At 37.3% G+C, this 21,811-nt stretch carries 19 protein-coding genes; 10 read left to right on the top strand and 9 right to left on the bottom strand.

Features of this window, described 5'->3' with window-relative positions; all coding sequences use genetic code 11:
• Positions 1 to 86: 86 nt before the first annotated feature.
• The 5 genes from ESZ36_RS03375 to ESZ36_RS03355 form a co-directional block, all read right to left on the bottom strand.
• Positions 87 to 1,199, bottom strand: a complete 1,113-nt coding sequence (locus tag ESZ36_RS03375; RefSeq protein WP_146783580.1) for an AI-2E family transporter — start codon at positions 1,197 to 1,199, stop codon at positions 87 to 89.
• A 53-nt stretch (positions 1,200 to 1,252) separates the two neighbouring features.
• Positions 1,253 to 2,017 carry a potassium channel family protein gene (locus ESZ36_RS03370; RefSeq protein WP_146784715.1) on the bottom strand — a complete coding sequence of 255 codons (765 nt, stop codon included), beginning with the start codon at positions 2,015 to 2,017 and terminating at the stop codon, positions 1,253 to 1,255.
• Positions 2,018 to 2,077: 60 nt separating this feature from the next.
• Positions 2,078 to 2,305 (bottom strand): hypothetical protein, encoded by a 228-nt coding sequence (locus ESZ36_RS03365; RefSeq protein WP_146783577.1) that lies wholly within the window; start codon positions 2,303 to 2,305, stop codon positions 2,078 to 2,080.
• Positions 2,305 to 3,153: a VOC family protein gene (locus ESZ36_RS03360; RefSeq protein WP_146783574.1), complete on the bottom strand. Its 849-nt coding sequence runs from the start codon at positions 3,151 to 3,153 to the stop codon at positions 2,305 to 2,307. Before ESZ36_RS03360 ends, ESZ36_RS03365 begins: the two co-directional genes overlap by 1 nt.
• A gap of 101 nt (positions 3,154 to 3,254) precedes the next feature.
• Positions 3,255 to 5,810, bottom strand: coding sequence for a DUF748 domain-containing protein (locus tag ESZ36_RS03355; protein ID WP_146783571.1), 2,556 nt, complete (start codon positions 5,808 to 5,810; stop codon positions 3,255 to 3,257).
• Positions 5,811 to 5,984: 174 nt separating this feature from the next.
• Here ESZ36_RS03355 and ESZ36_RS03350 point away from each other — a divergent pair, with 174 nt between their 5' ends.
• The 4 genes from ESZ36_RS03350 (at position 5,985) to ESZ36_RS03335 (ending at position 9,722) form a co-directional block, all read left to right on the top strand.
• On the top strand, positions 5,985 to 6,812 hold the full coding sequence (locus ESZ36_RS03350) for a mechanosensitive ion channel family protein (protein WP_146783568.1): 828 nt from the start codon (positions 5,985 to 5,987) through the stop codon (positions 6,810 to 6,812).
• Positions 6,813 to 7,055: 243 nt separating this feature from the next.
• The gene (locus ESZ36_RS03345) at positions 7,056 to 8,234 is read left to right on the top strand and encodes a porin (RefSeq protein WP_146783565.1); all 1,179 of its coding nucleotides are present in this window, start codon (positions 7,056 to 7,058) and stop codon (positions 8,232 to 8,234) included.
• Positions 8,235 to 8,324: 90 nt separating this feature from the next.
• Positions 8,325 to 8,837 (top strand): FMN-binding protein, encoded by a 513-nt coding sequence (locus ESZ36_RS03340; RefSeq protein ID WP_146783563.1) that lies wholly within the window; start codon positions 8,325 to 8,327, stop codon positions 8,835 to 8,837.
• 102 nt (positions 8,838 to 8,939) lie between these two features.
• The gene (locus ESZ36_RS03335; RefSeq protein ID WP_146783560.1) at positions 8,940 to 9,722 is read left to right on the top strand and encodes a PepSY domain-containing protein; all 783 of its coding nucleotides are present in this window, start codon (positions 8,940 to 8,942) and stop codon (positions 9,720 to 9,722) included.
• A gap of 72 nt (positions 9,723 to 9,794) precedes the next feature.
• Here the strand turns inward: ESZ36_RS03335 and ESZ36_RS03330 are convergent, their stop codons facing one another.
• Entirely contained in the window at positions 9,795 to 10,385 is a 591-nt protein-coding gene (locus ESZ36_RS03330; protein WP_246128973.1) for a TlpA disulfide reductase family protein, read from the bottom strand.
• Between the two features lie 299 nt (positions 10,386 to 10,684).
• On the opposite strand from ESZ36_RS03330, the gene ESZ36_RS03325 reads away from it, so the two are divergent.
• The 3 genes from ESZ36_RS03325 to envZ all read left to right on the top strand — a co-directional run bounded on the left by ESZ36_RS03325 (position 10,685) and on the right by envZ (position 13,386).
• A complete protein-coding gene (locus ESZ36_RS03325) occupies positions 10,685 to 11,203 on the top strand; it encodes a hypothetical protein (protein ID WP_146783557.1) in 519 nt (172 codons plus the stop codon).
• A 144-nt stretch (positions 11,204 to 11,347) separates the two neighbouring features.
• The gene (gene ompR / locus ESZ36_RS03320) at positions 11,348 to 12,070 is read left to right on the top strand and encodes an osmolarity response regulator transcription factor OmpR (protein WP_146783554.1); all 723 of its coding nucleotides are present in this window, start codon (positions 11,348 to 11,350) and stop codon (positions 12,068 to 12,070) included.
• 23 nt (positions 12,071 to 12,093) lie between these two features.
• On the top strand, positions 12,094 to 13,386 hold the full coding sequence (gene envZ / locus ESZ36_RS03315; protein ID WP_146783551.1) for a two-component system sensor histidine kinase EnvZ: 1,293 nt from the start codon (positions 12,094 to 12,096) through the stop codon (positions 13,384 to 13,386).
• Positions 13,387 to 13,499: 113 nt separating this feature from the next.
• Here the strand turns inward: envZ and pckA are convergent, their stop codons facing one another.
• From pckA to ESZ36_RS03300, 3 genes are all read right to left on the bottom strand, one after another.
• Entirely contained in the window at positions 13,500 to 15,110 is a 1,611-nt protein-coding gene (gene pckA / locus ESZ36_RS03310) for a phosphoenolpyruvate carboxykinase (ATP) (RefSeq protein WP_146783548.1), read from the bottom strand.
• A gap of 334 nt (positions 15,111 to 15,444) precedes the next feature.
• Positions 15,445 to 16,317: an Hsp33 family molecular chaperone HslO gene (gene hslO, locus ESZ36_RS03305; protein WP_146783545.1), complete on the bottom strand. Its 873-nt coding sequence runs from the start codon at positions 16,315 to 16,317 to the stop codon at positions 15,445 to 15,447.
• Between the two features lie 5 nt (positions 16,318 to 16,322).
• A complete protein-coding gene (locus ESZ36_RS03300) occupies positions 16,323 to 16,727 on the bottom strand; it encodes a S4 domain-containing protein (RefSeq protein ID WP_146783542.1) in 405 nt (134 codons plus the stop codon).
• A 296-nt stretch (positions 16,728 to 17,023) separates the two neighbouring features.
• Here ESZ36_RS03300 and gspC point away from each other — a divergent pair, with 296 nt between their 5' ends.
• The 3 genes from gspC (at position 17,024) to gspE (ending at position 21,751) form a co-directional block, all read left to right on the top strand.
• Complete coding sequence (gene gspC / locus ESZ36_RS03295; RefSeq protein WP_246128972.1) at positions 17,024 to 17,956, top strand: type II secretion system protein GspC; 933 nt, start codon at positions 17,024 to 17,026, stop codon at positions 17,954 to 17,956.
• 187 nt (positions 17,957 to 18,143) lie between these two features.
• Positions 18,144 to 20,222 carry a type II secretion system secretin GspD gene (gene gspD, locus ESZ36_RS03290; RefSeq protein ID WP_146783537.1) on the top strand — a complete coding sequence of 693 codons (2,079 nt, stop codon included), beginning with the start codon at positions 18,144 to 18,146 and terminating at the stop codon, positions 20,220 to 20,222.
• Positions 20,222 to 21,751: a type II secretion system ATPase GspE gene (gspE, locus tag ESZ36_RS03285; protein WP_146783534.1), complete on the top strand. Its 1,530-nt coding sequence runs from the start codon at positions 20,222 to 20,224 to the stop codon at positions 21,749 to 21,751. Before gspD ends, gspE begins: the two co-directional genes overlap by 1 nt.
• The last annotated feature ends 60 nt before the right edge of the window (positions 21,752 to 21,811 follow it).

The following is a 21,811-nucleotide window of genomic DNA, read 5'->3' as shown; positions in this document are numbered from 1 at the left end:
CTATTAATGGTTATGTCGCTTTTTTATTTAACTGATAACGTGATTCATCTCGTGAGCTTATGAGTAAACTCTTAGAGATAACATACTTAAGATTCGTTTTGCTCAGCTTCAGCATTTACTTCTTCATTTTCAGGAGTATGACTTAACCAATCCATCATTAACTCATAACCTAACGCTAATACTACTGCACCAACAAACAAGCCAATAATCCCTGAAAGTAACATGCCGCCAATAGCGCCAAGTAAAATGACTAACATAGGGATACTCATACCGCGTCCTAAAAAGAGCGGTTTTAAGAAAGCATCACTAGCACTAACAATAAGACTAAAGATTAAAAAGGCGATGGCTGGAGTGGTGTCTGCTACAGAGAAGTAATACGCGGCAATAGGCCCTAAAATTAGAATAGGTGGTAATTGTGCGATAGCTAATATAAGTACAGCAATTGCCCAGATACCTGCGCCAGGAATATCAGCAATCATCAAACCAACACCAGACATTAGAGATTGAATAACTGCAACGCCAAGTACACCAGTAGCGACACTGCGAATAGTAGCAATAGTGGTACTAATTGTTCTATCGCCAAAGTCATTCATCAAGCGACGCATTAACTTACTCAAACCTTGATGTAATGGGGCTGACTTTGCCATAAACACTACCGCAATAATTAACGAAACAATAAACTGTAATATACCGCCACCAATACCAGCTACTGCTGATAATAAAGTGCTTGAAAGTGATTTCAATTGTTCAGGATATTGCCCTGCAACTTTTTGGATATCTTGTGAAGCATCTTGCCAAAAGTTGAACAATTTTTCACCCACTAGCGGCCATTCTTTAATGCTTTCGTCAGCAGCTGGAATTTTTAAGGTACCTTCTTCAATTCCTGTGTAGACATGCTGGGCAGAATCTATAGCAGAAGACGAAAGGTTTATTGATGGGACAGCGATAATTGATATCCCTACAATGGCAATAATGGTTGAAGCGAGTTTTTTATTACCTTTAAGTGCAGCAGTAAGTTTTTCATGTAAAGGATATAAAGCGACGGCTAAAATGGCAGCCCAAATAGTAATTAATATAAAAGGCCTAATAATAGAAAAACACCATAGGATAATCATCGCCATGGCGGCAAGCTTAATGGCGATATCAATAACCCGGCGGTTAAATGCCTGATCACTGGTTAACTCTTGTTGGTTTTTCATGGAAGTTTCCTTACGTTAATTACTTATTATTATGTTTACTTGGTGGATTAGTACTAGGAACCTGCATTAGGTGGTTCATTAGGTGGATTATTTATTAGCTTATTTTTAGGTGAACTATTATTACTCGAATTATGTTGAGGTGAACTACGTTGAGGTAGATTATGGTTTGCGCCGAAATTACTCATATGTGAACCCACTAAACTGGCCACTAATATCGCTAAGTAAAACTGTCCAACTATTGCTTCAAAATATACTAAAAATCTTGGAATAGGTAAAATGGGTGAAATATCACCAAAGCCTAACGTCGTAATAGTAACAAAGGAAAAATAGATAAAATCAGGGAATAAGGTAAACCATTCATTATTACTATTGATGTTAGTAAATGATCCAGGGAAGGTGAGTTGTACTAAGGTGTACAGTACCGCCCAAATTAGTCCCATTAATAAATATAAACAAATGGCCCCTAAAATTTTATTACCATCAATATCACCAGTAAATAATACCTGTTTAGCCGTGCGAAGGGCGCTTGAGATAAAGAAACTTAATAGCAACAATAAATAAACTTGGTCGAAGCCAGCATCATCAAGCCAAGCACTAAAAAAAGAAAAGAATAAAATAGCGATGGGGAAAATAAAGGTTTTACGCAGAACAAAATCTTTTGAATCCACCCCCCAAACAGCAACTAATAGCGTCACTATAGTGGCTGATTGCACTAAGCGCTGCACTGAACCTTCAAAAAACTGTTGAGCTAACGACGTACCAAGTAATAATAAAATTAAAGCAAAAGTGAGATAAATAAAATTATCTTGGCGTGTCATTATTTTCAAAAGTGTCTCTCTTCAGTCATGCGTAGCGATGGATCAAATAATATATTTAGACTAACGTCTCTTCGCTCTGGTAGGTCGAGAGCGGTTATTTCTAGCGGGTTTAACAACGACAACGTTTGTATGACGATGATAACCATTACCATAATACATCGGATAACCAGCACCATATCCCATACCATAGCTCATAGAGCCACTTACATGGGTATTTTCACAGGCGGTTAATAAGAAGCTACCAAGAACAACAGTAGAGGTAAGTAATAAGGTCTTAAGTTGTTTCATTATTCACTCTCCTGCTGTGTTAAACCCAGTAATGCGCCATTTGGATCAGAAATGATGGCTAAGCCTCTACCTGTTGGTTGATAAATGACAGTTGCGCCGTTGGTTGTGGCTTTTGACAATATAGTGGAGAGGTTGTTAACTTCAATAAAATTGACCCAACGGTCTCTTTGCTCAAATGATTCGGGCAGCTTTACAATACTGGCTTGAACCATTTCTGCTTGAATTAAAAAGAAGCTTTCTTTTTCGGTATTAATTGGCTCTAGAGTATAACCAAAAGTATCTTGATAAAACAAAGCAGCTTGTTTGGTATTGGTACTAAACAATTGCGCCCAATCCCAATTGTTGCTGATTTTTTTATGATTTTTGTTAGTAAGATCTAACTCAAGCAAGGCAATAACGCCGCCTTGTGGATCAGCTAAAACCGATCTTTTACCATAAAGGGTAAAGTCATGAGGAGCTAATATAATTGTGGCATTGTTTTTAGCGGCTAGTTCACTTCTACTCGATACATTATCAGTATCTATACTGCCAACCCATAAAGCATTATCTGTTTTATTACGCTTTGAATCACGAGCCAGTACGCCAGCAATGGCTTGGTCACCATCGTAAAGTAAATGATATTTGGTTTGCTCTTTAGCGAACGCTTTAACTGTCCAGCCAAAGGTATCGTGATAAAATTTAAGTGAAGCCTCTACATTTCCGGTGTATAGGTCAGCCCAGACTAACTTACCGTGTTGCTTTGTTATTGCTTCTTTGTCGGTTGTTGCTACTTCTGCTGCTACTGAAGCATAACCATGTAAAAGTAATGGTAACAATAGTGGTATAAAAAACTTACTAAACCCTTTCATTTTCAAATCTCCTTATATTTTTTAACTAATTGATATTGCTATATTGAATTACTTTTAACTAGCTGATACTACTACATTGAACGATTAATGATAGCCATAATTTAGACTGATATTCCAATACGTGGTATTGCGCCTTCACTGATGTCTATTTGAGGCTTACAGAACAAAATACGTGATGAATCAATCTTACCTTGTTCAATTAAATGATCTTTAAAGGCATGTTCACGTTGCTCGCCAATATCGAGTAGTTGTTTAATATCTGCTTTGTCTTCTACAGAAACGCCGGCTTTTAAGCCTATATCAGCTGGGGTGCTGATAGCGCAAATAGTTACACGGGTATCTTCTTTGTCTTGCATCAAGGCAATGAAGTCAGTTAAGTAGGCGTTTTGGTGATCATCTGGCTCAACTTGCTTTACTTGGTATTCTAAATCATCAAAGCGTAACTTTAAGGCAAATTCACCCGCCGTTATCGCAATAGATACTATATTGGCATAGGGGACAAAAGTGGTCATTAAATAATCTTGTGTTGCAGACATAATCGCTTTTTTGGTAATTAAAGTAACAATGCTACTTAAACCAAATTTTGGATCTGATATAGACCCACTTAACGGGACATCAAGCTCTACATTACCATCACCATCTTTTAGCATGCCCATTGCCATATTTAATGGCAATGCACCCTGATCAATTAGATTACCGGCTTCTTCACTATCAACTAAGCTTGTTTCTAGCGCTTGTAGCAGTACAATTATATTTCCCTCAACTTCATCACCAGTAAGACTTAGATCTAAAGCGGTATTGAGCTGGCCTGTTTTCACTTCAATACCCGTTGAAGCTTTCAGATACGAAGAAATAGCAGGTAATGAAAACTCTTTAAAATCGCCCTTAATATGATAAGTTGCAACTTCTGAAAAAGGTTGCACATAACCAGATAAATTGAAGTTGGCGTACTTATTACTTCGACCCACTAGGGTATAAGGGGTTTGGTCTTGCTGTTTCTTTTTACCATTACTTAAAGCACCAATATCTAAGGTGTCTAGAAATAACGTTCGCTGATAGATAGGGTCAACACTAAAATCAGTAAAAGCAAAAGAATTTTCATTAATAAAACGAAGCTCTTTGAAGCTAAAAACAAAGCCATCACGGTTCGCTTCTGCTTCTTTTGATTTAATTTCTGATTCAACGGCAGCGACTTCCTCAGTGATATTAGGCTGTGTAGATTTTTGTTCGCTTGCTTTATCATTCAACAGAATTAAGTTAGCAATATCTTTGTTTTCCTTAACAATAATCTCACCGACTAATGTGTCAAAAATAATACTATTGATATCAACACTTTTTTCGTGGATATGTATGTTATTTACCGTTAATTGTTTTAATTGCATGACGGGTGGTAGTTTTACAATTGCAGCAGCAGCGATATCAAGTCCATCTTCAGCAGAAAGTTTATTGATTCTATCCATAGCTTTTTGGGCTACAGCATCGGCTAAGGTGGCTTTTTTAGAAAAAAGTAACTCATCCAAAACTATATCGGTGATATCAATACTGGGCTCATCATCTAACACAAAATTGATGTCATCTAAACTAAGTTGTTTAAAAGCGGTAATGGTCGCTTTGCTTTCATTCTGGCTAAGAAGGGCATCAGTTAGCTTTATGCTACTATTACCTGCTAGGTGAGTAATTTTGTTGTCTTGTAGGTTAATAGCGACATCAGAAAAATCATGTTGCAAGGTTTGAAGAGTAAAATTTTGTTCAGCCAAACCTAACAATAAATCCTGTAACTTTAAGTTAGCTTTTTGTACTTTAAAATTCATACCTTGTTCAGCAATAGTCACTGTTTGCTGACTATTAAAAGAAAGAGAGCCTTTTAATTCAGTAAGTTGTTCAACATACGGTGCTAATTTCTCAATAGGATAATTATTGATAAGTAAGTTACTGCGGATATCACCTTTACCCGATATTAATTGGGTATTCGCTGTAAAGGTCAAATGAGTTTCATCAACTAAAGCGGTCAATGCTAAGTTACCTTCTTGCTTAGTTTGGGTTGCTTTTATTTGACTTAAAGCGAGTTGTTCAATGTTTATATAATGAGTTTTAGTCTGTTGTTTTTGACTAGCTACTTCAATTTCAATAGTAAATTGGCTTAAGAGAAAATCAGGTAACACTATCTGATAAGGAAGACTTGCGGTTGGCTTGTTAATCGACTCTTCATTTACTTGGTCGTTAACTTGCGCGTTAGTAAGCTCTTCATCTTCCGTAGAAGGAGGAATTGTTACGCCAGCAATAATCAAGTGGTCATCATGCTGCGTAATTTTTAATGTACCTTGGGTAAGTAAAAATTCACTCAATACAATTTTATCAAATGCTAATTGCCATAAAGCCACTTGTAACTTTAATTCTTTCAAGGCAAACACAGTCTTTTGTTGTTTGCTTTTTGTACTTGATAAGTCTATATCACTTAGGGTGATACGCATTAAAAAGGGATTAAATCGAATACTCGCGTCATCAGATAGCTGTAATTGGTGTTCAGCTAAAATAGGGTTGATAAAGTGTTTCGCTACTGGCGACGAAATCAGCCAAATGCATAAAAATAAGCCCAAGTATAAAGCGAGTAATATTTTAAAAAATTTGTGAGTAAAAAAAGATAGCAGGGTTGCCATAATAAAGGACGTTCCTTGTTAGGTTTTAATAGTTAATATGGTGAAATTTTGTGCTCGAAGGCTGAAAATAAAGCGGAATATAATTTACACCATTTTGCAGAAAGCTTACAATTGTAAATTAAAGGTTAACTTCAGCGTTAACTATTATTTAACATGGCTTAGGATATCATTTTCATGGAAATCAATATAGAAAAAATAGAACATTATATGCAAATGCTTGGTGAGATGGGACTGCAATTCGGCGTACAATTTATATTAGCCATCGTTGTTTATTTCGTCGGTAACTTTATTATCAAAAGAGTGCTTAGCCTAGTAGGTAAAGGACTAGAAAAGAAGAAGGTAGAAATTACCTTACACCGTTTTTTATTAAGTATTGTAGGTACTTTATTAAAAGCGATTCAAATCATAATTCTTGCTTCTATGCTCGGCATTCAAACCGCGTCATTTATTGCTATTTTAGGTGCTGCTGGTTTAGCGATAGGTTTAGCATTGCAAGGTAGTTTAGCTAACTTCGCTGGTGGCGTATTAATCTTATTATTCCGTCCGTTTAAAAATGGCGATGCCATTAAAGCGCAAGGTTATGTTGGTAGTGTTGAAGAAATTCAAATTTTTAATACCATCCTAAAAACATTCGATAACCAACGTATTATTATTCCAAATGGTTTGTTATCTAATGGTTGTGTGACCAATATTAATGTTAACGGTACCCGTCGTGTAGATATGGTGTTTGGTATTGGTTATGACGATGATATCGCTAAAGCAAAAGCACTGTTACGTACTATAATTGAAGCCGATGAACGTGTACTTAAAGACCAAGCCGTAGATATTTGGGTTGGTGAACACGGTGAAAGTTCAGTAAATTTATTTGTTCGTCCTTGGGCGAATGCAGAAGATTACTGGGGCATTTACTTCGATATGATGGAAAAAGTGAAAGTTGAATTTGATAAAGCAGGTATCAGCATTCCATTTCCACAACGTGATGTACATATACAACAAAAATAGTTAATTGCACGCTTATAGCACTTAATTTAATTGGTATTATTTAAAAACCTATTTCAGTTTAACTGAAATAGGTTTTTTCGTTTTAGTAGCATACTTACTTACAATTTATCTGATTTGAATCAATAAATAACTTTTTAATCTAATAAATAATACAAATGCTATTGATTCTTGTTTGTTTTGTGGTTTAATGTCGGAAAATAAATATAAGACACATTAAATAACATAACTCTCTGGATAAATAACATGAAAAAAACATTAATTGCCTCGGTTATTGCGACATTGCTTACGAGTAATGCAGCTATTGCTAGTGAAGAAACGACTGAGTTACGTAAAGTCATTACTCAACAACAAGAAGTTCTAAAGTCACTAGAACAACGTTTAAATGAAACAGAAAAAAAACTTGAAGCAACAGCTGATCAAGTTGAAGTAGTTACTGAAAGTTCTGGCAGTATGTTTGCTTACACTACAATTGGTGGCTATGGTGAGTTACATTACAACAACTATGAAGATCAAGATGCTAAGATAGATTTTCACCGTTTTGTATTGTTTTTCGGGCACGAGTTTTCTGATAGCGTACGTTTTTTCTCTGAATTTGAACTAGAGCATTCTATTGCTGGTGAAGGAAAGTCAGGGGAAGTTGAACTTGAACAAGCCTATGTTGAAGTTGATATTAATGAAGCGACAAGCTCTAAAGTTGGTTTGTTCTTAATTCCTGTAGGCATTATCAATGAAACGCATGAGCCACCAACATTCTATGGTGTTGAACGTAACGGTGTTGAGAAAAACATTATTCCTGCTACATGGTGGGAAGCGGGTTTATCATTTAACTATAAGCCAGTAGGCGGTGTAAGTCTTGATGGTGCAGTGACTAGTGGTTTAGAAGTTGGTGATGACTTTAAAATTCGTAACGGTCGTCAAAAAGTGGCTAAAGCAACGGCAGAAAATCTTGCTTATACTGGTCGTGTGAAATACACCGCAATTACTGGTTTAGAGCTAGCAGCGACGGTACAGTATCAAACAGATATTACTCAGGGTGGTAATAATTTTGACACACCTATTGATACTGCAGATGCAACATTACTTGAAGCGCATGCTGTTTATCAAGTAAATGATTTCACCGTTCGTGCTTTATACGCGCGTTGGGACATCAATGGTGATGAAGCAAAAGCGTTAGGTCGTGATGAGCAAACAGGTTGGTATGTAGAGCCTTCTTATAGAATAAGTGAAAAAGTAGGCGTTTTCGCTCGTTATGCAGAATATGACAACAACGCAGGTAATAGCGATTCAACAACGGTTGAATCAACAAATGTTGGTGTTAACTATTTTTTACATGAAAATGTAGTGTTAAAAGCGGATTATGAGGACTTAGGTGGTTCTAAAGACTCAAAAGGCTTCAACCTAGGCTTTGGCTATCAGTTTTAATTCAAATAAATAAACTGTTAAGCTAAGTGGCTCAACGCTGTCTTGTGCAGTGTTGAGCTTTTTAATTTATTAAAAGTTAAGAGTAAACTTGTGAAAAAGTTTTTATTTTTAGTACTTTTATACTGCGTTTTAGCGATGAATGTTATGGCTAAAGGGGTATATCAAACATCTGAGGAGTTCCTTAAGGGAATTTTTCATGAGCAAGTGCCTGCTGTGCAAGTCTTGTGGTTAAGTGCGGAAGATAAAAAAACTATTGCAGAAATTCTTAGTCATAAATACAGTCGTATGCGGGTTCGTTACTGGCAAGAAGCTAATGATAACGTCTGGATTCTAAATGAAGTGGGTAAAGAAAAACCTATCACTATTGCCGTTCACATTCATAAAGATGCAATTAAACAGCTCAAAGTGCTTACTTTTAGAGAAACCCGAGGCGATGAAGTGCGTCATGATTTTTATAGTGAACAATTTGCGCATGCAACACTGACAAAAGATAAAACGCTCAGTCAGCATATTGATGGCATTACGGGCGCAACCTTATCGGTTAGAGCAACCACAAAAGTCGCCAGACTTGCTCTGTGGTTAAATAGTAAAGTCACTCTTTAAAACAGATACTAGCTAAAATGAACATGCTCAGGCAAAATAACGACTTATTTTTTATTCCTAGCTTTAGAAGATTATAAGCCTTTATTTAGTTGCTGCATATTTATGAAAAAAACTGTTAAACCATTCTCTCAACAACTAAATCGCACCTTTAGAAAGTGGCATCGAAAACTGGGCGTTTTTGCTGCGTTTTTTATTGTTTTTTTATCTGTTACTGGAGTCGCCCTTAACCATACCAATGGTTTATCCTTGGCGCATCAACCCATTAAAAGTACTCTGCTACTTGATTATTATGGTATCTCTGTTCCCCAAGACGTTCGTTTTTATCAGCAACAAACTATTCAGGTAATTAATAACAGTGTCTGGCTTAAGGGCCATTTATTGTTTGAAAGCGATGCTAAAATTGTTAGTGTGGGTCAGTTATTATTGAAACATAATCAGCAAAAAGTGTTTGTTATTGCTACTCGCCAAAGTATTTTACTATACAACCTTAATGGTGAGTTAGTTGATATGCTTGGTACGGAGTCAGGTGTACCTGAAATGATAAAAGCAATGAGTATTAATAACGGCCAAGTAATAGTTGATAGTGCAGAGGGGTATTATCAAACTGACAGCGACTTTTTTGATTGGCAAGTTATTCAACCACTAATGGCACCCAAATGGCTGCAATCCGAACAGGTTTCTGGCGATATAATACAACAGGCTGAACTGGCTTATCGTGCTCAATTTCTCACTTTAGAACGCATTATTATTGATAGCCATAGTGGCCGTATTCTGGGCGATGTTGGCGTGTTTTTTATGGATTTTATTGCCTTATTATTGATTGTTTTATCAATAAGCGGACTTTACATTTGGGTGAAATACACCAAAAATACACGAAAAAAATAGACTATGAAAACAGCAGTAATGTTTGACAATATTATCCTTAGCTCAATTACTGCCTTCTAATCTGCATACTTATTATTGGGCTAATGCTTCTGATATCTCCTGTTCATACAGTTGTTGCTTTTTACCATTAAAACCAGTGTGGGCACTAATGAGTTTGCCTTGGCGATCAAATAAGTAGCTACTAGGCATACCTTTTAATTTAAACTTTTGCGCTAACTTTCCTCTTGCATCATAAATAATGGCAAAGTTAGCTGGTGTTTGTTTCAAAAACTCCTTTGATAATTTTTTCTCTGCATCTAGGTTAATGCTCAGCACGACAAGCCCTTGGTCTTGATGTTTTGCTTGCATGGTATTCATCCATGGAAAAGACTTACGACAAGGAATACACCAAGAAGCCCAAAAATCAACATAAACAACTTTACCTTTATGTTGCACCATCGCTTGTTCAAATTCATTGAGAGGATCATTAGCGTAGGCACTTTTACAAGTGACCAGTAATACTGAAGTTATTAATAATAGAGTCGCTAAGGTTTTTAGTGCGTTGGGCATATTACTTCCTACATTTTTTAAACATAAGTTAATTATACCCGTTCCACCTGAAGATGCTCGTTTCAGGAAACCTGAGCGGATCATAATCAATGCACATTTTTTGTTAATGGTCATTCAGGAGAATATGCTCCTGCATTCTCTAATAAGCTACATCCATGTAGCGTCCTTAAAAAAAATGTAACGACGGATATGTTTTGCTCAGTTTACCCCAACGGGCTGGTTTATAAACGTTTTATACTATGTTATTGATTTCGACAAGGGAATAACCATTATCTTCAATCAATGCCTTGTCTAAAAACGTTTATAATTCAAGCTGAATTCTGCATCTTCAAGTGGAACGGGTATATACTTAGTTTTAGCTGTGTTGCACAATATATCAAGAGAGATAAATCCTACTGTTAGAGCCTAGTTATATGAAAATACTGTTAAAATTGTTATTAGTCGTGTTTACTTGTTACGCTTTACCCAGCCAAGCATGGTGGCTTTATTCGGTAAATTCAACAAGCACTTCCGTTGATGTTAATCCTACCAATGAGCAGGCTCATAATGAATGGTTAAAAAAACGCTTTAGTAAACAACATCAACAATTAATCCCTATTGTTGCGGTTGCAGATATGTTTTTCATGTGTAATCAGGAGAGGAAGTTCGATAAAGTCGACTATAAGTTAAGCTACTTAATCACTGGAATGGATAAAAACACCTTGGCTGAAAAGCTTGGAAGCTGTTTAGGTGAAGATACTATGCAATCAGATGTGGCATTAAACTTTGGTTTATTTGGTTGCTTTCAAGAACAACTGGCTCATTTACCGAAAGCAGAGCGAGATCAAAAGATGACATTAGTTAAACAAGCGGTATCTTCCCTTTCACACAGTGAGCGCAAGAAAAGTTTTACTCAATGTGTAACAGAGCAAAGTATTCACTATTTAAAATAATCTACACTAAGTTAAGAATTACATAAATTGTAACAAATACTTAGGGTCTTTTACTTTTGCCAGTTTCTTATTGTAAGCAATATCACTTATAGTAACGGGTAAATATTTATAATAAAAAACAAACCGAGCAAGGTGAAATAACATATGACTCAAGAAACACCTAAAATTTTAGTAGTAGATGATGATATGCGTTTACGCTCATTATTAGAGCGTTATTTGGTTGAACAAGGGTTTACGGTTCGAAGTGCTGCTAATTCAGAACAAATGGATCGTCTTCTTGAACGTGAAAACTTTCATTTATTAGTACTTGATTTAATGTTACCCGGCGAAGATGGTTTGTCAATTTGTCGTCGCTTACGTCAAAACTCCAATAACATTCCGATTGTAATGTTAACTGCTAAAGGTGATGAAGTTGACCGTATTATTGGTTTAGAGCTAGGTGCAGATGATTATATGCCTAAGCCCTTTAACCCGAGAGAGTTACTTGCTCGCATTAAAGCCGTATTACGTCGTCGTACTCAAGAAGCTCCTGGAGCACCTGCTTTAGAAGAGAACATTATTAGCTTCGGTGGTTACCACCTGAATTTAGCGACCCGTGAAATGCAAAAAGACGATTTAAGCATGCCCTTAACCAGTGGTGAATTTGCTGTACTTAAAGCATTAGTTACTCATCCTAGAGAGCCATTATCCCGTGATAAATTGATGAATCTTGCACGTGGTAGAGATTACTCAGCACTGGAGCGTAGTATCGATGTGCAAGTATCTCGGTTACGTCGAATGCTTGAAGAAGACCCAGCTAAGCCAAGATATTTACAAACGGTTTGGGGCTTAGGTTATGTCTTTGTTCCCGATGGTAGTCCAGCTTAGTTCTTTCAAGTTAAGTTATATATATGAAAATATTGCCACGCAGTGCTTTTGGACAAACGGTTTTATTGATAGGTTTTTTACTTTTTATCAATCAAATCGTTTCCTACATTTCTTTTGCGCTCTATGTTATTGAGCCAAACCAGCAACAAATAAATCAACTGTTGGCTAAACAGGTACGTGTTGTTTTCATTGATATCAATGATGCCAAGTTAAGCCCGAAAATGGCAAAGGCATTTCATAATGAAACGGGTATTGGTGTTTATCGTGAAGAAGATGCCTACAAGTTTGGTTTAGCCAATGCGGGATTATATCCTTATCGCTCTGAACAAATGTCCGCATTGCTTGGTGGGCCTGCTGAAGTGAGAATTTCTCAAGGCGATGAGTATCTTTTTTGGATACGAGCACCTCAGGCACCACACCTCTGGGTAAAAATTCCGCTAATAGGTATGGAGAAAGGAAGTTTCTCGCCGTTAATATTCTTTATGGTTGTCATCGGTTTATTAAGTGTTATGGGCGGTTGGGTTTTTGTACGACAGCTCAATCGACCGTTAAAGTCACTAGAGATAGCGGCAGAAGATGTTGGACGAGGTGATTTTCCTGATCCACTTATTGAGCGCGGTACCTCAGAGGTTATGGCGGTAACGCAAGCCTTTAATCATATGTCTAAAGGCATTAAGCAACTCGAAGAAGATCGTAATTTATTAATGGCGGGTATTTCTCACGACTTACGTACGCCTTTGACCCGTATACGTTTAGCTAGTGAAATGATGAATGAGTCAGATGACTTTCTTAAAGAAGGTATTGAAACCGATATTGATGATATGAATAATATTATTGATCAATTTATTGATTACATTCGTCATGACTCAAAAGATAAAGCAGAACTCGGTGATTTAAACCTTTTAGTTGATGAAGTGCTGAACGTTGAAACACCAATTGATAGAGTAATAACTTTTCATCCGGGCGAATGCGCTAAAATCCCTTTACGTCACGTGGCCGTTAGACGCGCGTTGGCAAATTTAGTGCAAAATGCCATTCGTTATACCACTGATGAAATTGAAGTATTCACGGGAGTAGAAAAAGACTATGCCTTCTTCATTGTCAGTGATAATGGTGCAGGTATTCCTGAGGCTGATATTGAACGATTATTTCAACCTTTTACTCAAGGGGACACTGCTAGAGGAACAGAAGGCAGCGGTCTGGGTTTAGCTATTATAAAGCGTATCGTTGATACTCATGGCGGTAAAGTTAAGCTCTCTAACAAGCCATCTGGCGGCTTACAGGCAAAAGTTTACCTTCCTCTAGTGTTTAAATAACTTATCAGTTTACTTAATTTTAGGTAATAAAAAGCCAGATGTTAATAATTTAACATCTGGCTTTATTGTCTCTTGAATAAGGCTATTTCAGTAATAGCCTTGAACTCATTTCTTTATAACTGAGGACCAGCAGCAACAAGTGCTTTACCGTTATCAGTATCTGTAAACTTCTCAAAGTTATTAACAAAACGTTTCGCTAAATCCACCGCTTTATCATTCCAAATACTTGCATCTTCATAAGTATTGCGAGGATCAAGGATATCACCTTCAACACCATCAATTACTTTAGGTACTTCTAAGTTGAAAAACGGAACGATTTCAGTTTCAGCATTATCAATTGAACCATCTAATATTGCATCGATAATAGCACGTGTTGCTTTGATAGAAATTCGTTTGCCAGTACCATTCCAGCCAGTATTTACAAGGTAAGCTTCAGCGCCTGCATCATCCATACGCTTATGTAAAACTTCTGCGTATTGTGTAGGGTGTAAGCTTAAGAAAGCCGCACCAAAACAACTTGAGAAAGTTGGTGTTGGTTCAGTAATACCACGTTCAGTACCCGCTAATTTAGCCGTAAATCCTGAAAGGAAGTAATATTCTGTTTGCTCTGGAGTTAATTTAGCTACTGGTGGTAAAACACCAAAAGCATCAGCCGTTAAGAAAATAACTTTTTTCGCGTGGCCAGCACGTGAAATATGCTTAACAATGTTATCAATATGATGAATTGGGTAAGAAACACGTGTGTTTTCTGTTTTTGAATTATCATCAAAATCGATTTTACCATTTGCATCAACAGTAACGTTTTCTAGTAAAGCGTCACGACGAATGGCATTGTAAATATCAGGTTCATTTTCTTTACTTAGGTTGATTGTTTTAGCGTAACAGCCACCTTCAAAGTTAAATACACCATTGTCATCCCAACCGTGTTCATCATCACCGATAAGTTGACGTTTAGGATCGGTAGAAAGTGTTGTTTTACCTGTGCCAGACAAACCAAAGAAGATAGCAGTGTCACCATCTTCACCAACGTTTGCACTACAATGCATTGAAGCAATACCTTGTAATGGAAGGTAGTAGTTCATCATTGAGAACATACCTTTTTTCATCTCGCCGCCGTACCAAGTACCGCCAATCAATTGAATTTTTTCAGTTAAGTTGAAAGCAACAAAGTTTTCTGAGTTTAAACCTTGCTCTTCCCATTTATCATTAACTGTTTTCGCGCCATTCATTACCACGAAATCAGGTTCATAGTTTTCAAGCTCTGCATCAGTAGGGCGAATGAACATATTCTTAACGAAATGTGCCTGCCAAGCTACTTGAGTAATGAAGCGTACTTTTAAGCGTGTTGCTTCATCAGCACCACAATAAGTATCAACAACAAATAAACGTTGACCAGAAAGTTGTGTGGTTACTAAGCCTTTTAAGTGATCCCATGTTTCAGGAGTCATAGCTTTATTATCATTTTTACCTTGATCAGACCACCACACTGTATCGCGAGTTACATCATCGCGAACAATATACTTATCTTTAGGAGAGCGACCGGTAAATATCCCCGTGTCTACATTAACTGCACCAAGCTCAGTTACTATGCCTTTATCAAAGCCATCAAGGCCAGCTTTAGTTTCTTCACTAAAAAGTAACTCATACGATGGGTTATAAACAACTTCGTTAACATCGTCGATGCCGTATTGTGACAAATCAATTGAGTTTTTCGGGGCGGTCATAGCAAATTCACTCCTAAGTATGACAAATTTTAATTTAAGTAAGTCGATTAATGAAGCAAGTCATGAAAGTTTTCATGCTGTCATTATTGGGGGTATTTTAGGGTAATAGCGAACAAAACGAAAGTAAAAAATAGTTTATTGTGAAAGTTTTCACTATAAATAGCATGAATGGTTACCATGAAAGTTACGTTTATTTCGCTCCTTTATTCATCAAGTCAGGTAATTAAGGGGGTGTAGGGAGGGACTGGTTAGCTATTAATTATCACTTTATGGAATAAGTGATAATTAATAGTGCGGGTTTTGATTGATTATTGCTACAAAAAGGGTGCTTTTTTTAATGATTAACTTTCGAAATGAAACTTTTTAAGCTTAGTTCATCAAAATCATAAGTAGTGATACAGTAATCACAGGTCATCGAAATTTTTCCTTGCTCTGCTAATATCGCTTTAATTTCACTTGGTTCAATTTGCGATATTGCCGATAAACATTTATCAGCAGAACAGCCACACAGATAGCTAACCATTTGTGGCTCAAATATATTGACCTGCTCTTGGTGATATAAACGATAAAGCAATGCTTCAGCTTCTAATGAAAAGACTTCTTCACTTTTAATGGTATTAGTGAGCTGACACAAATGTTCAAAGTCACTTTGCTGTTGTTCTTTGTTTTCAGTACTTCCGTCGCCATCAGGTAATAATTGCACTAAAGCACCGGCGGCTAATTGCTGTTCAGTATCACAAAACAACCAAATTTTAGTAGGTATTTGCTCTGAAACATCAAAATAATGCGCTAAACAATCGGCAAGGCTCTCTTCATCTAAAGCAACAACACCCTGATAGGCTTCGCCAGCAGTAGGGCGAATAGTGATAATCATAGTGCCTTTACCAATTAACGTTTGCAGAGTATCAGCTGACGTTTCTTCTGCCATTTTGGCAATGCCACGCATTTGTTGCTTGTTGTTGCCGCTAACCGACATATAACCAACAGGGCCATCACCTTGCAATTGCACGGTAATATCACCCTCAAACTTGAGGGTCGCGGTTAATAGGCAAGTCGCACAAAGTAGCTCACCAAGTAGTTTTTCTACACCGACAGGATAATTATGGTTTTTAATAATACTTTCAAAGCTACTACTTAATTTTACGAGTTCACCACGGGCATGGGCATCGGTAAATAAGTAGCGATTTAATACATTGAATTGGCTCATGGCAATTAGATCCTTTCTTTAAATTCACGTAGTTTTCTACGTTGTTTTTTATCTGGTTTAGTAACACTAGCAGGGCTAAGGAGAATACCTTGCTTACGTGCTAGGGCATTTTTATCACGGGTTTCAATACTTTGTTTACTTTCTTGATATAAGGTTTGAGCAAAAGTAGCGTCACTGCGTTTGTCAGCTAATGCGATAACGGTGACTTCTTTTTCTTCAAATCCTTGTCTGATTTTTATTATATCACCGATTGAGACGGCTTTTCCCGACTTAGTACGCTGACCATTATAAAAAATTTTTCCGCCATCAATCATCTGTTTAGCAATAGCGCGGGTTCGATAGAATCTTGCAGCCCAAAGCCATTTGTCTAAGCGAATTGGCTTTTTTTGAGGATCTTGACTTGTTGACATAATAAACCTGAAAGCTGGAACTTATATGAAAGATATTGGTCTGAAAATTAACAATACAACCTTGTATACCCAACTGGCTTGGGTATATTTATCTAGCCTAAGCGACTTAATTACTATTTAGTTACGATTTAATTTGCTCAAAGAGCTTAAAAACTCGGGCTATGGCTTGTTGCTAACCTTGCGGTCAAGTATCATTCGTGTTTACTTAACAAAAATCTAACATATGGCTGCGGCTAAAAATGAATAGATTATTTAAAATAACAACAATATAAGTAGCTATGGTATTTCCCACTAACATGACAGCGCTCACATCATTATTCACTCAACTTGGTCATCGACGAGTTGCGCAAATAGTGATGGCATTATTATTAGTTTATATTGCTTATGTAAGCGCAAAAATAACTTGGTCACTTGTATCACAAACACAATCGAGTCAAAACTCTTCAATTAATAGCAACGCCAAAAACCTCAATCCTAATAAAGTAAATAAGACAATTGATGTTGCTAAAATTCAATCGCTTAATCTGTTTGGTCAATATAATGAAAGTAGTGGTGAAACATCTGAAATTGAAATGGCGAATGTGCCTGAAACCCAACTAAATTTAATATTGACGGGTCTGGTCGCAAGTGATGATAAATCTATCGCTGCAGCGATTATTGAAAATCAAGGTCAGCAAGATACTTATGGCATAGGCGATATCATCATTGGCACACGGGCTAATCTTGAACAAGTATTAATAGACCGCGTGATAATTAAGCATTCGGGTCGATTAGAAACCTTGATGCTTGATGGCTTTGATTATAGTCAGCCAGCAAGAGAAGTTGTTAATAAAACAAGCCAAAGAAAAACTCAATCTACTGTAGGACCAAAATCTTCAGGTTTGGGTGTTGTTGACCAAAGAAATAATAAAGCATTAACTGAAACAGCGAAAAATCTGCGCACTGAATTTTCTAAAGATCCGGCAAAAATAGGCGACTATTTACGAATTTCACCGAAACGTAGAGACGGAAATATAATAGGTTACACACTTCGTCCAGGTAAAAAACCCGAATTTTTCAAACTTTCGGGCTTAAAAGCAGGTGATGTTGCTGTTCAAATGAATGGTTTTGATTTAATTGCTCCGACACAGGCAATGCAAGCGATGGCAGAGATGAAAAAAGCGCGTGATATTTCATTACTGGTCGATCGCCAAGGTAATTTGACTGAAATACTGATTAGTTTAGATTAACATATATACCCGTTCCACTTGAAGATGCTAGTTTCAGGAAACCTGAGCAAATGATAATCAAGTGGAGCGGGTATATCGGTTAACCGAATTAATAATCGTAACAATTACGCTATACAATTATCGATTAATGATTAATGATTTTCTAATAAAGATTATCTAATAAAATAATAAAGCAGAGATACCCATAATGATGAAAAAGTTTTTACTCATTCTAACGACAGCGATAACCATCAATTGCTTATGTTTGGTTGGTCAAGCAAGTGCCGCTCAATACTCTCCTAATTTTAAGGGCACTGAAATTACCGAGTTTGTAAATATCGTTGGTAAAAACTTGAAAAAAACCATGATAGTGGATCCCAATGTACGCGGAAAAATCAATGTCCGTAGTTATGATTTGTTATCGGAAAAACAATACTATCAATTCTTTCTCAATGTCCTTGAAGTCTACGGCTATGCTGCCGTTGAAATGGATAATAATATTGTCAAAATTATTCGTAATAAAGACGCGAAAACAGCGGCTATTCCTGTTGTAGGTAATAAAAGTAATATCATCGGTGATGAGATGGTTACCCGTGTTGTTGAAGTGAAGAATGTTACGGTACGTGAATTAGTTCCACTGTTACGACAATTATCAGACCAAGCGGGTGGTGGTAATGTAGTTAACTACGACCCTGCTAACGTGATTATGTTAACGGGTACCGCTTCAACCGTTAATCGGCTGGTAAAAATTATTGAACGTGTTGATAGAGCGGGTGATCAAGATGTTGAAATTATCAAACTGAAGTATGCTTCAGCGGGTGAAATGGTACGTATCATCGAGGCGATGAACAAACCTAGAGGAGGTAAAGCAGGTCAACCTACTTTCTTAATTCCTAAAATTGTTGCTGATGACCGTTCTAACAGTGTCATTGTTAGCGGCGAAGTTAAAGCCCGTGAGCGAGTAGCACGTTTAGTTAAACGTTTAGATAGTGAATTAGAAAGTAACGGTAATACCCGCGTGTATTACCTTAAGTATTCAAAAGCTGAAGATTTAGTTAAGGTGCTACAAGGTGTTAGTGACTCAATTGCTTCAGAAACAACGACAGCGAAAACAAAAACACGTTCTAGTAAAAAACGTGATGTAAGTATTGAAGCGCATGAATCAACCAATGCATTAGTAATTACCGCACAACCTGATATGTTACGTTCTTTAGAAGCAGTAATTCGTCAATTAGATGTGCGTCGTGCTCAGGTATTAGTTGAAGCGATTATCGTTGAAGTGTTTGAAAGTGACGGCGTTAGTTTAGGTGTTCAGTGGTATAACGAAGCAGGTGGTTTTACGCAGTTTACTAATGGCCCTGCGAGCATTTCTTCGGTTGCTGCAGGAGTTCAAGCAGCAGAAGGAGAGCCAGGGAATACCGTTACGACTATTGACTCAAATGGTAACCCTGTAACGACAACAAACCCTTCGACTGACGGTGATTATAGTATCCTTGCACAAGTATTAGGCAATGTCAGCGGTATGATGTTCGGTATCGCTAAAAATGATTGGGGCGCTATTGTTAATGCGGTCAGCAGTGATACCAATTCAAATATTCTTGCTACGCCAAGTATTACTACCTTAGACAATGAAGAAGCCTATTTTATTGTGGGTCAAGAAGTGCCTATTATTACGGGCTCTCAAACGGGCAGTAATAACTCTAACCCATTTCAAACCGTAGACCGCCAAGAAGTCGGCATTAAGCTTCGTGTAACACCACAGGTTAATGAAGGTAATGCTGTTCAATTGGTTATTGAGCAAGAAGTGTCTTCAGTCAGTGGTACCACGGGTGTTGATATCTCAATCAACAAAAGAGAAATCAAAACCACCGTGATGGCTGAAAGTGGTGACACAGTAGTACTGGGTGGTTTAATTGATGAAGATGTGCAAGAAAGCGTTCAAAAAGTGCCAATCCTAGGTGATATTCCAATAATTGGCCACTTATTTAAATCAACCAGCAACAGCACACGTAAACGTAACTTAATGGTGTTTTTACGTGCCACTATTGTTAGAGATTCTGCGTTAATGACAGAAATAAGTGAATCTAAGTATAACTATATTCGTGCGGATCAAATCCGAAAACATGAGGAAGGTTTGTCATTAATGAGTAATGAAAATATGCCAATCTTACCGCAGTGGCAAGATAACCTAACCTTACCACCGTCATTTAATGAGTATCAGCAGAAGCTTGAGGACAAAGGTACAGAGTTACCTAAACCGCCAACATCAACAGAAGATAAACAATAATGTCCGATGAAGCTGAAGTAACTGCGATTGATAAGGCAGAGCAAGCACAAGTGAGTAGCACTTGGTTGTTGCCCTTTGCCTTTGCTAAGCGCCATAGTGTTCTCATCTCAGCCGATGAACAAAACGGTGGTTATATTTTACACTGCTTGGCTGACGTTAACTTTGAAATTGTTTTAGAAGTTCGTCGCATACTCAAAGCATCTTTTGAATTTGATTTCTTAGAGCTGCCAGCTTTCGAATTATTGCTAACGCAAGCTTATCAAAGAGACTCTTCTGAAGCTCAGCAAATGATGGAAGATATTGGCAATGAAGTCGATTTATACTCGCTTGCCGACGAACTCATTGAAAGTGAAGATTTACTTGAAAATGAAGACGATGCGCCAATCATTAAGCTGATCAATGCCATGCTCAGCGAAGCAATAAAAGAAAGAGCTTCAGATATCCATATTGAAACTTTTGAAAATACCTTACAAATACGTTTTCGTGTTGATGGTGTTTTGCGAGAAGTGCTTAAGCCCAATCGTAAACTCGCATCTTTACTTGTTTCTCGCATTAAAGTAATGGCAAAGCTTGATATAGCTGAAAAACGTATTCCACAAGATGGTCGTATTTCTTTGCGTATAGGGGGGCGTGCTGTTGATGTGCGTGTTTCTACTATGCCAACAGGTCATGGCGAGCGTGTGGTATTGCGTTTATTAGATAAAAATGCCGCTCGTTTAGATTTAAAACATTTAGGTATGACCGACACTAACCGTGTCAATTTTTCAGCGCTTATCGAAAAGCCTCATGGCATTATCTTAGTAACAGGTCCAACAGGCTCAGGTAAAAGTACCACGCTTTATGCCGGATTAACTCAGATAGATGAGAAAGAACGCAACATTTTAACCTGCGAAGACCCAATAGAATATGCGATTGAAGGCATAGGACAAACCCAAGTTAATACAAAAGTGGACATGACTTTTGCGCGTGGTTTACGTGCCATTTTACGTCAGGATCCAGATGTAGTCATGGTAGGTGAAATCCGTGATTTAGAAACCGCACAAATTGCCGTACAGGCAAGTTTGACAGGTCATTTAGTTTTATCAACGTTACATACCAATACTGCTGCAGGCGCTATAACGCGTATGGAAGATATGGGAGTAGAACCTTTCTTACTTTCTTCTAGTTTATTGGGCGTTTTGGCTCAACGCCTTGTACGTACACTCTGCCCACATTGTCGTGAAAGTCATTTACCAGATGAAGATGAAAGGCAGTTATTAGCATTACCTGAAGATAATACATTAGTGATTTATAAGGCTGTTGGTTGTACTGAATGTAGCTTTAAAGGCTACCGAGGCCGAGTGGGTATTCATGAATTATTACCTGTGGATGAAAAAGTGCGTGAGCTTATTCATAATGGTCAAGGTGAACAAGCTATTGAGAAATACGTACGACATTCCAGTGCCAGTATTCGTCAAGATGGTTTCGATAAAGTTATGCTTGGCAAAACTACTTTAGAGGAAGTCTTAAGGGTTACTCGTGAAGATTAAATACTTATTCACTGTAAACCCGATAGATTAAATATAAGTAACTAACATAAGCAACTGATA

It is taken from the genome of Colwellia demingiae (genome assembly GCF_007954275.1).
GTDB lineage: Bacteria > Pseudomonadota > Gammaproteobacteria > Enterobacterales > Alteromonadaceae > Colwellia > Colwellia demingiae.
The sequence above is the reverse complement of the archived record's forward strand: the minus strand, read 5'-3'. Positions and strand labels throughout refer to the sequence as shown.